General features: G+C 68.9%; 9 protein-coding genes and 1 tRNA gene. 6 read left to right on the top strand and 4 right to left on the bottom strand.

The genetic code is table 11. The features are described 5' to 3' along the window. The first annotated feature begins 47 nt into the window (after nucleotides 1-47). The gene (locus ACGFH6_RS30810) at nucleotides 48-1079 is read left to right on the top strand and encodes an alpha/beta hydrolase (RefSeq protein WP_393390969.1); all 1032 of its coding nucleotides are present in this window, start codon (nucleotides 48-50) and stop codon (nucleotides 1077-1079) included. A 57-nt stretch (nucleotides 1080-1136) separates the two neighbouring features. Here the strand turns inward: ACGFH6_RS30810 and ettA are convergent, their stop codons facing one another. Further along, the gene (gene ettA / locus ACGFH6_RS30805; RefSeq protein ID WP_393390967.1) at nucleotides 1137-2819 is read right to left on the bottom strand and encodes an energy-dependent translational throttle protein EttA; all 1683 of its coding nucleotides are present in this window, start codon (nucleotides 2817-2819) and stop codon (nucleotides 1137-1139) included. A 144-nt stretch (nucleotides 2820-2963) separates the two neighbouring features. Between ettA and ACGFH6_RS30800 the strand changes: the two genes are divergently transcribed. Then, nucleotides 2964-3461, top strand: coding sequence for a single-stranded DNA-binding protein (locus ACGFH6_RS30800; protein ID WP_393390966.1), 498 nt, complete (start codon nucleotides 2964-2966; stop codon nucleotides 3459-3461). A gap of 79 nt (nucleotides 3462-3540) precedes the next feature. Beyond that, on the top strand, nucleotides 3541-4158 hold the full coding sequence (locus ACGFH6_RS30795) for an SRPBCC family protein (RefSeq protein ID WP_393390964.1): 618 nt from the start codon (nucleotides 3541-3543) through the stop codon (nucleotides 4156-4158). A 172-nt stretch (nucleotides 4159-4330) separates the two neighbouring features. Here the strand turns inward: ACGFH6_RS30795 and ACGFH6_RS30790 are convergent, their stop codons facing one another. From ACGFH6_RS30790 to ACGFH6_RS30780, 3 genes are all read right to left on the bottom strand, one after another. Beyond that, nucleotides 4331-6010 carry an ABC transporter gene (locus ACGFH6_RS30790; protein WP_393390962.1) on the bottom strand — a complete coding sequence of 560 codons (1680 nt, stop codon included), beginning with the start codon at nucleotides 6008-6010 and terminating at the stop codon, nucleotides 4331-4333. After that, complete coding sequence (locus tag ACGFH6_RS30785; protein ID WP_393390960.1) at nucleotides 6007-9870, bottom strand: AAA family ATPase; 3864 nt, start codon at nucleotides 9868-9870, stop codon at nucleotides 6007-6009. The genes ACGFH6_RS30790 and ACGFH6_RS30785 overlap by 4 nt, the downstream gene beginning before the upstream one ends. Nucleotides 9871-9959: 89 nt before the next feature. Then, on the bottom strand, nucleotides 9960-11603 hold the full coding sequence (locus ACGFH6_RS30780; protein ID WP_393390958.1) for a PrsW family intramembrane metalloprotease: 1644 nt from the start codon (nucleotides 11601-11603) through the stop codon (nucleotides 9960-9962). A 160-nt stretch (nucleotides 11604-11763) separates the two neighbouring features. Between ACGFH6_RS30780 and ACGFH6_RS30775 the strand changes: the two genes are divergently transcribed. The 3 genes from ACGFH6_RS30775 to ACGFH6_RS30765 all read left to right on the top strand — a co-directional run bounded on the left by ACGFH6_RS30775 (nucleotide 11764) and on the right by ACGFH6_RS30765 (nucleotide 13870). Beyond that, nucleotides 11764-11840 (top strand) — tRNA-Arg (locus ACGFH6_RS30775). Between the two features lie 155 nt (nucleotides 11841-11995). Continuing rightward, the gene (locus ACGFH6_RS30770) at nucleotides 11996-12925 is read left to right on the top strand and encodes a phosphotransferase family protein (RefSeq protein ID WP_393390956.1); all 930 of its coding nucleotides are present in this window, start codon (nucleotides 11996-11998) and stop codon (nucleotides 12923-12925) included. A gap of 213 nt (nucleotides 12926-13138) precedes the next feature. Further along, the gene (locus ACGFH6_RS30765) at nucleotides 13139-13870 is read left to right on the top strand and encodes a sulfite exporter TauE/SafE family protein (protein WP_393390954.1); all 732 of its coding nucleotides are present in this window, start codon (nucleotides 13139-13141) and stop codon (nucleotides 13868-13870) included. The last annotated feature ends 231 nt before the right edge of the window (nucleotides 13871-14101 follow it).

Here is a 14101-nt window from a genome sequence, read left to right as displayed (position 1 = left end):
CGGCGACGCACCTGAGCAGAATTCCGCACCGCCCCCGGAGGTCTCTCATGACGACACGTCCCACCTCGGCTCGGCATCCGAAGTCTCTGCGCAAGCGAGTGCTGCTTGTCCTGGCGGTGATCCTCGCTCTCTGGCCGCTCGCACCCGCGGACGCCGCGATGGCCACGACGACGGCCCCTTCCGTCGAGACCAGACACTCCCGCGGCGCGGAGGTCGTCGCCGTCACCCAGGTCGCCGACCGACTGGTCGACCTGTCGGTACGGTCCGAGGCCCTCGGCGGCCGGACCGTGAACGTCCGGCTGATGACACCGGACGGGTGGAATCCCGCCGACCGCGGCCGCCACTGGCCGACGTTCTGGCTGCTGCACGGCTGCTGTGGTGACTACACCTCGTGGACGGGGACCGACATCGCCACGATCGACAGCCTGCGGAAGGTTCTCGTGGTGATGCCGGAGGCCGGCTGGAACGGCTGGTACAGCAACTGGTGGAACTACGGCGCGGGCGGCGACCCAGCGTGGGAGACCTTCCACACTGTCGAGCTGCGGCACCTGCTGGAACGCGACTGGGGCGCCGGAGCCAACCGCGTCGTGGCCGGGCTGTCCATGGGCGGTCAGGGCGCACTGTTGTACGCCGCTCGGCACCCGGGGATGTTCCGCGCGGTGGCGGCGTACTCCGGCTCCGCCCACCCGCTGCTGAACGACGAGTCCGTCAACCGGATCATGGGATTCTTCGCCGGCCAGGGCAACGATCCGCTGCGCGTCTGGGGTGATCCGGTCGCACAGCGAGACATCTGGGCAGCGCACGACCCCTACTACCTCGCGCACCGCCTCAAGTCGTTGCCGGTCTACCTGTCCTGCGGCGACGGCACCGCAGGACCGTTCGACCCACCCGGCAAGACGGATGCGCTAGAGGCCGACTTCAACCGTCAGAACCACGCTCTCGCCGCACAACTCGACCGAGTGGGCGCGAAACACCTGACGACCAACTTCTACGGCCCCGGCACCCATGGCTGGGCCTACTGGCAACGCGAACTCCACGCCTCTCTCCCGATGCTCCTGTCCGCGCTCCACGTCCAGTGACCTGCAGAACACAGTGCCCCACCTCGCCGACGAGGTGGGGCACCTGGGTGCCGCGCCTCAGTCGCGCGTGAGCTTGCGGTACGTCACGCGGTGCGGGCGGGCTGCTTCCGGCCCCATCCGCTCCACCTTGTTCGCCTCGTAGGACGCGAAGTTGCCCTCGAACCAGAACCACTGCGCCGGGTCCTGGTCGGTGCCCTCCCAGGCCAGGATGTGCGTCGCCACCCGGTCCAGGAACCACCGGTCGTGGGAGACGACCACGGCGCAGCCCGGGAACTCCAGCAGCGCGTCCTCCAGCGACTGCAGGGTCTCCACGTCCAGGTCGTTGGTCGGCTCGTCGAGCAGCAGCAGGTTGCCGCCCATCTTCAGCGTCAGCGCCAGGTTCAGCCGGTTCCGCTCACCGCCGGACAGTACGCCGGTCGGCTTCTGCTGGTCCGGGCCCTTGAAGCCGAACGAGGCGACGTACGCCCGGCTCGGCATCTCGAAGTTCGCCACCTTGATGTAGTCGAGCTCGTCCGACACCTGCTGCCAGACCGTCTTCTTCGGGTCCAGGCCGCCGCGGGACTGGTCGACGTACGAGACCTTGACGGTGTCGCCGAGCCTCAGCGTGCCCGCGTCCGGCGTCTCCTCGCCGACGATCATCCGGAACAGCGTCGACTTGCCGACACCGTTCGGACCGACGATGCCGACGATGCCGGCGCGCGGCAGCGAGAAGCTCAGGCCGTCGATCAGCTTGCGGTCGCCGAAGCCCTTCTCCAGCTTCGAAACCTCGAGCACGGTGCTGCCCAGCCGCGGACCCGGCGGAATGTTGATCTCGTCGATGTCCAGCTTGCGGGAGCGCTCGGCCTCGGCCGCGAGCTCCTCGTACCGGGCCAGGCGGGACTTGCTCTTGGTCTGGCGGGCCCTCGCGTTCGACCGGACCCACTCGAGCTCGCGCTCCAGGATCTTCTGCCGCTTGGCGTCCTTGCGGCCTTCGACGACGAGCCGCTCCTGCTTGGTCTCCAGGTACTTGGAGTAGTTGCCCTCGTAGCCGTAGGTGCGGCCGCGGTCAAGCTCCAGGATCCACTCGGCGACGTTGTCCAGGAAGTACCGGTCGTGGGTGATCGCCAGGACGGCACCCGGGTACTTCTGCAGGTGCTGCTCCAGCCACAGCACGGACTCCGCGTCCAGGTGGTTGGTGGGCTCGTCGAGCAGCAGCAGGTCGGGCTGCTGCAGCAGCAGCTTGCAGAGCGCGACCCGGCGGCGCTCACCACCGGACAGCTTGTCCACGAGCGCGTCGGCCGGCGGGCATCGCAGCGCGTCCATCGCCTGCTCGAGCTGAGCGTCGACGTCCCAGGCGTTGCGGTGGTCGAGCTCGGTCTGCAGGTCACCCATCTCGGCCAGCAGCGTGTCGTAGTCCGCGTCCGGGTCGGCCAGCTCGGCGGAGATCTCGTTGAAGCGGTCCAGCTTCTGCTTGGTGTCGCCGACGCCCTCCTGGACGTTCTCGAGCACCGTCTTGCCTTCGGTCAGCGGCGGCTCCTGCAGCAGGATCCCGACCGTCGCGTCCTCGGCCAGCCGGGCCTCACCGTTGGAGGGCTGGTCGAGCCCCGCCATGATCTTGAACAGCGAGGACTTACCGGTGCCGTTCGGCCCGACCACGCCGATCTTCGCGCCGGTGAGGAAGTTCAGCGTGACATTGTCGAGAACGACCTTGTCGCCGTGCGCCTTCCGGACGTTGCGAAGCGTGTAGATGAATTCCGCCATACCCCAGAGCCTATGTGCTCGGGCCAGCCGGATCCCAATCAGCCCTGAGTTGTCCACAGATCGTCGGATCGGGTGCCGATCGGGGTCGCGACGCGTGCATCTTCTCGGGTGACAGCGCATCCCGCGATCGAGAAGGTGGCCATCATGAGCCTCGGCGAAACCTATGTGACCGTTCTGGGCTGGGTCGGCAGCGACCCCGACTTCAAAGAGGTTGCGCAGACCCCGCACGCGACGTTCCGGGTGGGCTCGACACCACGACAGTTCGACCGCGCCCTCGGGCGGTACGTCGACAAGCCGACCACCTGGTTCAGCGTGGAATGCTGGCGCGGACTGGCTCAGAACGCCTTCGAATCCGTGCGGATCGGCCAACCGGTCATCGTCACCGGCCGCCTGCGAACGCACGAGTGGACCGACGACGCCGGCGAGCAACACAGTCGTGTCGTCCTCGAGGCGTTCTCGCTCGGCCATGACCTGACCCGTGGTACGACGACGTTCAGCAAGAACCCACCGAAGGTGGACTCGCTGACTCCCACGCCGGTTCCGGATCCGATCGAGACGACCGCTTCGCCGTACCCCGCGGACGAGTACTCCGTCACATCGCTTCCCCTGACCGCGCAGACCGCCGAGCGGGACGCCGCCTGACTATCTCAGCCTTGACTTATATAAGTACCGAACGGCATTCTGGGCCACACCATCGGCCCCATCAGGAGAGGGAACACCCGTGATCGACATCCTCGAGCACATCAACGCGGTTCATCGGGAGGTCAGCCGGACCGGGGAGACAGCCACCGTGCTGATGCGTCGCTCGTACCAGGCCGAGCCGGAGGAGCTCTGGGACGCACTCACGGACCCGGAGCGGATGAAGCGCTGGTTCTGGCCGGTCACCGGCGACTTCAAGGTCGGCGGCAGCTTCCAGCTCCAGGACAACGCGGGAGGCGAGGTCCTCGAGTGCGAGCCCCCGAAGCGCTTCAAGGTGACCTTTGGCGGCCCGACCAGCCTTCTCGAGCTCCGTCTCGTCCCGGGAGCCAACGCCTCCACCGAGCTGGAACTGGAGCACACGGTCAGCGAACTCCCGGCACCCGGCGGCGCCGGCGCCCTGTACGTCGGCCCCGGCTGGGAAGGCGGCTACCTCGCCCTGGCCATGTACGTCGACGGCACGTTCCCCACGGACCGCACTCCGGTGGAGGTCGCCGATGATCCGGTGATGGTGGACTTCAACGAGCAGTCCGTCCGCGCCTGGATGACCGCGGTGCGCGACTCGGGCACGACCACCGAGAAGGACCTCTACGAAGCAGCCGAGCTGTCGATGAACCAGTTCGCCCCCGGCCGGGAGCTCTAGCCCCGCGGTCCGGCCCAACCCGCGACACCTCGCGGGTTGGGCGGACCATCTTCGCGCGCTGCCGAGGGTCTGGATGCCTCAGCCCTGCCGGTACCGAGGTACCGACGCGTCAGCCTCGGCTGGTGGCGGTGGTTGACGCGCCAGGCTCGGCCGGTCGCGGTGGTTCTGTGCGTCAGCCTCGGGCTGTGGCGAGGCTGTCGCGGCAGGTGGTGTAGGCCTCGAGCTCCTCGCGGGCCGGAGCGACCACATGGCTGTCGGCGACCTTCTCGAGCTCGGCCCGAAGGGCATTCTCGGCCGCGCGGGCCCGGCGGGCGGCGCCACTGGTGGCGAACAACCGGCAGACGAACGCGAGCGCTATCCCGAGGACCGCACCACCGATCAGCATGATCCACGCGTACGGGACTCCACCCGCCTTGGGCAGCGGCGGGTCATCCAGCCCGGCGATCCGCGCCACAAGCAGCGCGGCGAGCCACGCACCACCAGCGAGCGTCACCGCGAACAGCAACCACTGCACGAACTTGGCCGCGCCCCACCAACCGGGATTGTTGGCGATACCAAGATCCGTCCGCGCCACCGCCTGGTCGAGCTCGTCGCCGAGCGACTCCTCACGGCGCCGGATCGCGGAACGCACCGAGTCCGCCCACGGCCGGGACAGTCCTTCCGCGGCCTTGTTCGTGATCGTGCGCACCGCGGTGTCCATCCGGGCCCGCTGCACAGGCGTTGCCGCAGGCAACGAAGCTCGCGCGGTCGCGACCTCGTTGGACGCGGACCGGCGCAGTTCCTTGCCCTGTTGCCTCGACACCTGGTCCAACTGCAGCCGTCGCAACGGATCCGGCTGGAACCGTCCCAACCACTTGGTGAGCGGCCATCCCGCCGCGGCACTGGCTCGCTGCAGGTAGGAACGCCGTACGGCGTCGACGACGACCGGCAGACCGCTCGCGTCGGACAACGCCTCGACCAATTCGGTGATGTCGGCCTCGGCGATCTCCGGAGTCTTGGCATCGCCACACTGGCTTGCCATCCGGTCGGAGACGCGATCGACATCGGCGGCGAGGCGCTCGCGCGCGGACCGTTTGTTGCTGACCCGCTTGACCAGCAGGCCACGCACCTCATCGAGCCCGTCACCGCTGACCGCGGACGTGGCAACGACCGTCGGCGACTTCAGACCGTCCGCCTTCAGCAACCGTTCCAGGTCGTTCAGGCAGCTCTTCCGCTGATCCGGGTTGAGCTTGTCGATGTGGTTCAGCGCGAACGCCATCACACCGGAGTGCGAAGCGAACGGCTTGATGTAGCGGTTGTGCAGCGCGGCGTCGGCGTACTTCTGCGGGTCCACCACCCACACCAGCATGTCCACCAACTCGACCAGCCGGTCGACGATCAGCCGGTGCTCGACCTCGGTCGAGTCGTGGTCGGGCAGGTCCAGCAGAACCAGACCGTCCAGATCCTCGGACTGCTGCTCCTCCAGCGAGCTGCGGTGCTGCACCTGGTGGCGCCGCGGGATCCCGAGCCAGCTCAGCACCTCGCCGGCCGGCTCCTCACCCCAGACGCAGGCAAGCGGCATCGAACTGGTCGGCCGGCGCGTGCCGATCGCGGCCAGGTCGAGGCCTGTCATCGCGTTGAACAGCGACGACTTCCCGGACCCGGTCGCACCGGCCAGCGCGACCACGGTCAGCTCGCCGGACATCCTGAGCCGTTGGCCGGCCCGGTCCACGATCTGCGTGGCCTCGGTGAGGACCACCTGGTCCAGCCGGCCCTGACCTGCCTTCGCGGCTGCTTCCAGCGCGTCGATCTTCATCAGGACATCGGTCACGGCCCGCACCGGGGCCTCGACCGTATCCACTGTTCCCGTCACGTGCAGTCCTCCACCGCGCGCGCGGCCTCGGTCAGTTGCCTGGCTGCCTCAGCGTCGACCGGATGCTGGTCGAGGACAGTCAGATAGCGGGCGAATTCGGCATCCATCAGGGCATGAACCTTACCGTCAAGTTCTTCCCGTGCCTTCGCCACCATGCCCCGAACCGACTCGTCGCCGAACACGGCCTCCAGCAACCTCTGCCCGACGACTGCGCTCCCGACGCCCGAACTCGCATCGGCACCGGTCGGGATGTCCGCGTCACTGGCGAAAAGCGCCACGACCAGCGAGAGCGCCAGCCCGTTCACGCCGTACTCCAGGAGACGCGCGGTCCCGCGCTTCTCGGCGCCCTCCTTGCGGACCAGGTCGAGCACGAAGGCTTGCCACTCGCGGACCGTACGTCCCGCTGCCGCCGCGAAGTCCTCGGACATCGCGCCGAGCTCCGGGCCGCCGGCTGCGAGCAACTGCCGCCCGGGTGCGGTCGACTGCCATGCCTTCTCCGCACGTTCGGCGGCGGCCGCGGCATGCTCGACCAGCAGTGACTCCAGGCCGGACTCGACCGCGTCGTTGAGATCGCGGGTCGGCGGTGCGGACTTGGTGCCGAGCGTGGCCTTCACCTTGTCGCGGAACCGGCCGACGTTGGACTGCAGGCCCTTCAGCAGTTCGCCCGTGCCGACGAACTCTTGCCAGCGGGCCAGCACCTCGCCGCGCAGCAGCGTGCCGTCCTGAGCCGCCTTCGCGATGTCCTTCACTGCCTGGTCGTACGCCGACTCGACGGTCGAGCGCAGCTCGATCACGGTGTCGGCCTGCGCGCGGACCGCGGCCGCGAACGGCGGGGTGGTCTTCACCATCGCGGTGACGGCGCCGTGCAGGGTCCGCCGGACGACCGCCGACCGGGCCTCCGCGTCGGCGGCCAGGTCGACCAGCCAGTCCTTGATCGAGGCAACGGTCTCGGCCGGCAACATGCCGTTGCTGTCAACAACGATCTCCTTGATCGAGAACAGCGGCGAGTCGCCGAGGCCGCGCTCGAGCAGCATCTGGGCCAGGTGGCCGGTGATGTCGTCGATCGTCTCGGCCGGTGCCCGGTCCAGTACGACGGCGACCGCCGTACTGCGGTCTGACGCGCTCTGGAGGAAGTCCCACGGGACGGCGTCGGAGTAGCGGGCGGCCGTGGTCACGAACAGCCAGAGGTCCGCGGCGGCGAGCAGCTGCGTCGCGAGATCGCGGTTCGCCTCGACGACCGAGTCGATGTCGGGAGCGTCCAGGATCGCCAGGCCGCGCGGAACGGTGTCGGCGGCAACCAACCGGAGCTGTCCCGCGTCTTCCATCCCGCCCGGGCTGTCGGCCGCCGTACGCGCCATCCCCGGCAGCACCCGGTCGCCGACGAACCAGTCCGTGTCGGCCGGGTGATGGATCAGCACCGGCGAGCGGGTCGTCGGACGCAGTACGCCGGGCTCGCTGACGACCTTGCCGATGATGGTGTTCACCAGGGTCGACTTGCCCGCGCCGGTCGAGCCACCCACGACCGCGAGAACCGGCGCCTCCAACTGCACCAGCCGAGGCAGGATGTAGTCGTCCAGCTGATCCAGCATCGCCTTCTGCTGCTGCCGCGCCTCGTCGGCCCCCACCACATCAATCGGCAACCGACTGGTCGCCAACGCTCCCCGCAACTTCATCAAAGCCGTAATCAGCGCCATAGCAGCCTGCTCAGCCGCCAACCGCTCAGCCAACTGATCCGCAGTCAGCTCCTCAACAACCCCCTCACCCTGCTCCCCAGCAGCTTCGCCGTCCTGCTCCCCGGCGGCTCCGTCGACCTGCTCCCCTGCAGCTTCGCCGTCGTGCTCCCCGGCGGCCGCGCCGTCCTGCTCCGCAGCCTCGCCGCCGCGCTCCCCAGCAGCCTCGCCGACGCGCTCCCCAGCAGCTTCGCCGTCGTGCTCGCCGACAGCCTCGCGGTCGTGCTCGCCGACAGCCTCGCCGTCCTGCTTCGCAGCCTCGCCGTGTTCCGCTCCCGCAGCCGCGCCAGCATCCTGCTCCGCAGCCTCGCCGGCTTGCTCCCCAGCTGCCTCGCCGTCCTGCTTCGCAGCCTCGCCGTGCTCCGCTCCCGCAGCCCCGCCAGCACCCTGCCCCGCAGCATCGCCGTCCTGCTCCGCAGCCCCGCCGTCGTGCTCCCCAGCAGCATCGCCGTCCTGCTCGCCGGCTGCCTCGCCGTCCTGCTCCGCAGCCCCGCCGTCGTGCTCCCCAGCAGCTTCGCCGTCGTGCTCGCCGGCTGCCTCGCCGTCCTGCTTCGCGGCCTCGCCGTGCTCCGCTCCCGCAGTCGCGCCAGCATCCTGCTCCGTAGCTTCGCCGTCGCGCTCCCCGGCGGCTCCGTCGACCTGCTCCCCAGCAGCCTCGCCGTCCTGCTCCCCAGCGGCTTCGCCGACGTGCTCCTCGAGAGCCTCGCGGTCCTGCTCCGCGGCTTCGCCGTGTTCCGCTCCCGCAGTCGCGCCAGCACCCTGCTCGGCAGCCTCGCCGTCCTGCTCCCCCGCAGGCGCGCCGGCGGCCTGCGCCGCGGCCGCGGCGCCCTCGTCGGGTCCGCTCTCGTTCGACGCATCCGCCTCACCAGCAGCGGCGCCACCCTCTGAGTCGTCCTCGCCAGCCTTCTCGACCTCAGCAACCGGAGCACGCTCCCCGCCGGTCGCCTGCTCCTGGCTGGACTCGACTTCCACGCCCGCCCGGGCCTCATCCGACGCCTGGCTCACACCGTCGCCCGCAGCAGCCTCCTCCGAGGCACCTTCCGCGGATCCGTCAGTCCCGACCTCGGACTCCACTGCTGCGCTCGCGTCCGCCGACGTACCGCCGTCGTGTGCGTCCTCGGCAGGTACGTCGTCCCCGACGGTTTCCTCCGCACCAGCCTGAGCACTCTCCGACGAACCCTCGGCGGAGTCCGCAGACTGCTCCGCGCCTGCTTCCTGCTCCTCGGCCGACTGAACCCTGTCCTCGGACTTCTCAGTCTGGGCGCTCACGCCCGACTCAGCGCGGTCTTGTGAAGCCTCAGCCGCAGCGTCGTCGGCAGACACCGCAGCAGACGCGTCAGCCGACTCCGCGTCTCCAGCCTCCACCGAGGCAGCTTTAGCAGCCGGAGCGCTCTCGGAGGTCTCCTCGGCAGCGTCACCCGTGCCGCGCTCCTGCTCCTCAGCAGCCTCGGCGTCGGCCGCGGCCTCGTCCGAGGCGCCGGTCTCGTCGGACTCGGCGCCTGACGTCTTGGGCAGGCCGACGATGATGTTCCCGTACTCGAGCGGGAACCCATCCGGAGACTCATCAGGCTCGTAGACAATCCCAACTGTCGGCCGCGACCGCTCCCCAGCCGGTACGTCGCCACCCTCGGCAGACCCATCCGCCGCGTCAGCGACCTCAGCCGCAGGCTCCTCGGCTACTCCAGCCGCCGCCTCATCGGTCTCCCCGCCCTCGGCGGCGGCCTCCGTGGTCTCGGCCTCAGAGACCTTCTCTTCGTCGTCTGAGGAAGCACCGGCGGCGCGATCCGACTCGGACCCGCCCGCCACACCAGCCGCCTCAGGCTGTGCCTCAGCGCCCACGGACGTCTCAGCCGGGGACTCCTCAACCGCAGCAGCACCCATCCCCTGACCGGCAGCCTCAGCGCCCGACTGCGCCTTCTCAGGCTCCGCGGCAGGCGCAGGCGGCGCGGCAGGCTCGGGGGCAGGCGGCGCGGCAGGCTCCGGCTGGGACTTCCGGCGCCGGCGGCGCCAGAAGCCCTTGCCCTTGGCATCCGAGTTGGAGATCAGGTTCGCCAGCTCCTGGGCAGGCTGAACCCGGCCCGGAGCCTGCGGCTCCGAACCTTCACCAGCTGCTGACCTGGTGTCAGCCACGACGTCCGCCCACGGACACAGGGTGCCCGGTCGGACAGCGCAGAAGCAAAGTCATCGTCATCCCCGTTTGGCGGCGTGGACGGGTGGCATCACTGCGATGGTGGATACGGACCGTATCCTCCCGGCGGTCCTTGCTGACCAGGGGGTCCCGACGGGTAACCAGGCTGGCCCCCTGGGTAACCGGGTTGCCCCGACGGATACCCCGGCTGAGGCGGCGGATAACCATCTTGCGGACGCTGATATCCACCTGTTCCCTGACCTGGGTACGGCAATCCTCCCGGCCCACCGGGCGCACCCGCTCCCGGCTGACCGGACCCTTGCTGACCAGACCCAGCACCCCCAGGCACCGGCGCCCCTTGCATCGGCCCACCAGGCCCGGACACAGGTCCACCCGGCCCAGGACCACCAGGCATAGGTCCACCCGACATCGGACCGCCGGGCGCCCCAGGCATCCCCGGCCCCGGCACCATCTGGAACTGCGGCGCTGCCTGAGCGAACGCCGGCATCGGCGGGAACGGCACGCTCGGCCGCCGCTCCCGCAGCTCGTCCAGCAGTTGCTTCTCGGTCTCCAGCGCGTCCGGCCCGATCACCTGGCGGACGATCTTGTCCCGCAGGTACGCCAGCTCGGTCGCGTTGTGCTGGAACGCCTTGGCTGCCGTTTCCGCCTGAGCGCCGTACCGCTTCGCGTTCTGCCGTAGCGCCTTGCGCCCGCGCAGCGTCGCAATCAGAGGTACGTCCTGTGGGACCAGCCAGCCGAAGCGTACGTAGTCGTACAGCCGGGACGCGATCATCTGTCCCTCGCGGGACCGCATCACCAGAGCGAACACGACCATGCCGATGAAGATCGGCACCATCAGGAAGAGGTAGACGGTGATGAAACCGCCGCCGCCGGCCCAGCTGGCGCCGCCGTTCCAGAGTCCGTGGGCGAGCACCGCGGCCAGGTACCCGACGATCGGGGCGAGATACCGGACCGCGGTACTTCGATGCCTGATCGCAACCCCGATGCCGATCGCTGTGAACGACGTGAAGAGTGGATGGGCGAACGGCGAGATCAGGCCGCGGATCACGAACAGCACGAACGCGCCGCGCAAGCCCGCGTCGCTGCCGGCTTCCTCGGACAGCTGATTGAAGATGCGGCCGTAGTACAGGATGTTCTCGGTGAAGGCGAAGCCGACGCCGACCATCCCGGCGTACACGAGGCCGTCGATGATGCCGTCGAACTCCTTGCGGCGGACCAGCGCCAGCAGCAGGATGACCGAGCCCTTGGCGAACTCTTCCACCGGCGGCGCGACGAAGACGGCCGATCGGTTGCCGCCGCTGCCAGTCTCCTCGAGCAGGTTCGAGACCTCGGTGTTGATGAAGATCGCGGCCAGGGTCGCGATGAACGCACCCCAGCACAGCGCGAACAGGATGTACTTGGTCGGCTCCGGCTCGTAACGATCCAGCCACAGATACAGCGCGATCACCGGGATGACGGGCACGAACGCGAAGACCAGCCCCCAGGTGAAGCCGCCCGCGCCGGTCGACTTGACCACGATGCCGAAGATCACCAGACCCGCGATCGCGAAGACGACCGCGATCACGATGCCGATCAGGATGCCCTGGTTGCGCCGCTGGCCGGGGACCGGATGGTTCCCCAGCACATTCGGCTGCGGGTAGGGTCCGCCGGGCGAGTACGCCGACCCCGCCGCGGGTTGCGGCGAGCCGGCCGGGCCGGGTGAGGGGTAACTCATGCCCGCAGCCTAGTTGGAGAGCCCTTCACACGGCAGGACCGCCCACGCAGCGTTACCCGGATGGAACGACAAGCGTGTACTTCGTCCACCCCCGGACCCCCGGAACCGGGTAACCCGGAGGCGCGATCGCCCACCGATCTGAGAGACTCGTCCCTGCCACGCGCCCGTAGCTCAGCTGGATAGAGCGACAGACTTCTAATCTGTGGGTCGCAGGTTCGAATCCTGCCGGGCGCGCCATACAAATCCGCAGGTCAGACCCCAGCCGAGCCCAGCCAGCCCGTGTCGCGTGTGGCTGTTCCTGGTGCGGCAGGTCCTCGGGCGTCGGGTGGCGGACGAGCAGCGACCGGTATTCGAGCTGCGGTCGGGTCGCCTCAGTCCGTAGGGTGCGTCGCGTGGAGTTGCGGACGACATTGGACCGATTGGTAGCTGCAGCATCACTCCCGCCAGTTGCTGAAGCCGCGCCATTGCCCGGCCTGGGGCTGGACAATCAGCTCCTGTTAGGAACGCTCGTCAACGACCAACAGGTCCTGCTTCGGCAAGGGCCACCATCGGTTTCGCCCGCCCCTCGAGCCCGATTCCTGGAGCTGCATCAGGTCGGCGCCCCACGCCTATGGGCAGCCGACGACACCGGGGCCATCTTGGTCGACTTCGTGGCCGGCGAGACGATGGTCGCCGCCGCCCAGCGCGGCGCGGTGACCAACGAGGTATGGCGGCGCCTTGGGCAGGCATACGCCCAAGTCCACAGGGTGCGGTTTCCGGCGTCGCTGACCGGCACGTTCGGCCCGCAGGGATTGGAACTTGTCTTCGACGATCCGGTCGAAAGGCTCCTAGCGACCATTGAGTCCGGCGAGCCGTGGGTCAGCCGGCATCGACCGAGCTTGGCCCGGTCTCTCGATCAGCTGAGGTCACGGATCGAAGAGCATGGCGATGAGATCCGGGCTGAGATCCCTTGTCTTAGCCATGGCGATCCGAACTTCCACAACATGGTCGTCGGCGCCGAGTCGGTCACGCTGATCGACTGGGACTTTCCCGCGGTGCGGTATCCGCTGGATGAACTGGCAGGCGTCGAGGAGCACGCCTACCTCCACGGATTCTCCGAGTTGCCCGCCGCGTTCTTCGCCGGGTACGGCCGCGAAGTGTCCCGACCGCTGCTACGGCTCTATCGCATCGCGAGCTGCTTACGCATGCTGAGCAGTCCCGACTGGGCAGGGATGCTGATCGACGAAGCCATGCCTGCTGGACAACTAGCGATGATCCGCCGCTTCTACGAGGGATGGTCAAACTGGTTCGACGACCTCCCCCGTCACCTCAAACACACCTAACAGGCACCGACGTGAGGCTTCAAAGCGCTCTGCAAAGCCACCGGACTCACCGCCCAAGACGCCGACGACCGCACCACCGACGACTCGGCGCAGCCCGTCTCCTGACATCCCACGCGCCACCATGGCCGCCCTGCGCGCGCCGAGTCGGCATGAATCCGAACCGGCTTCCCTGCGGGCTGGATCCATGTCATCGACACCAGCAAGGCTGCACCCGTGCCGCATGAGGTGTGGATGCTCGCCCTGCTGCTGGTCGCGTCGTTCGGCACAGCGATGCTGTCGGCCGTCGCCGGGTTCGGCGGCGGCGTCCTGTTGCTGCCTGTCTTCGTCGCCGTGTTCGGGGCTCGTGACGCGGTCGCCGTTCTGACTGTCACCCAGTTGGCCAGCAACGGCAGCCGGGTCTGGTTCAACCGGCACGAGATCGACCGTCGCCTGGTCAAAATCTTCGCCGCCGGGGCGATCCCCGCAGCGGTAGTCGGGGCGCTGCTGCTGACGCGCGCGCCGCTGCCGGCGCTCACCCGGGTCATTGGGGCCTTCTTGCTGGCCATAGTCGTTTGGCGCCGCGTCCGTCCCGGCACGGCCAGGCTGGGTGATCGTGGCTTTGCCGCGGTGGGCGCGGCGTCAGGCTTCGGTTCCGCGCTGGTCGGCAGCGTGGGCCCGATGGTCGCGCCGTTCTTCCTCGCCCGGGGACTGACCCGCGGCGCCTACATCGGTACCGAAGCCGCCTCGGCCGTCGTCATGCACCTCACCAAACTGGTGATCTTCGGTGCCGCCGCCGTCCTGACCTGGCGCACCGGTCTGTTCGGACTCGCCCTCGCACCGGCCGCAGCCGTCGGCGCCTGGACCGGAAAGAAGATCCTCGACCGGCTCCCCGTACCGGTGTTCGTGGTCCTCGTCGAAGCCGGACTCATCGTCTCCGGCACCACACTGCTACTCACCGGAGGCTGAGCGCGTCAGCCACAGGATCGCCGAGACTGGCTGGGCCGCTCACCGGGATGGGGTGTGCCCACGTCGCCGGGCCGGCCGGATCACGTCTTGGACCCAGGCTTGCACCGAAGGCCAGGGGCTCGGAGGTAACGCTCGGAACCACTCCATCGATGTGACGTGCGGTCCGGATCATTCCTCGGCAAGGAGTTCTCGTGCGCCCCCTGGTGCCTATCGCCGCGTTCGCCTTACTGG

The sequence above is a fragment of the Kribbella sp. NPDC049227 genome, assembly GCF_043197265.1.
Classification (GTDB): domain Bacteria; phylum Actinomycetota; class Actinomycetes; order Propionibacteriales; family Kribbellaceae; genus Kribbella.
The sequence above is the reverse complement of the archived record's forward strand: the minus strand, read 5'-3'. Positions and strand labels throughout refer to the sequence as shown.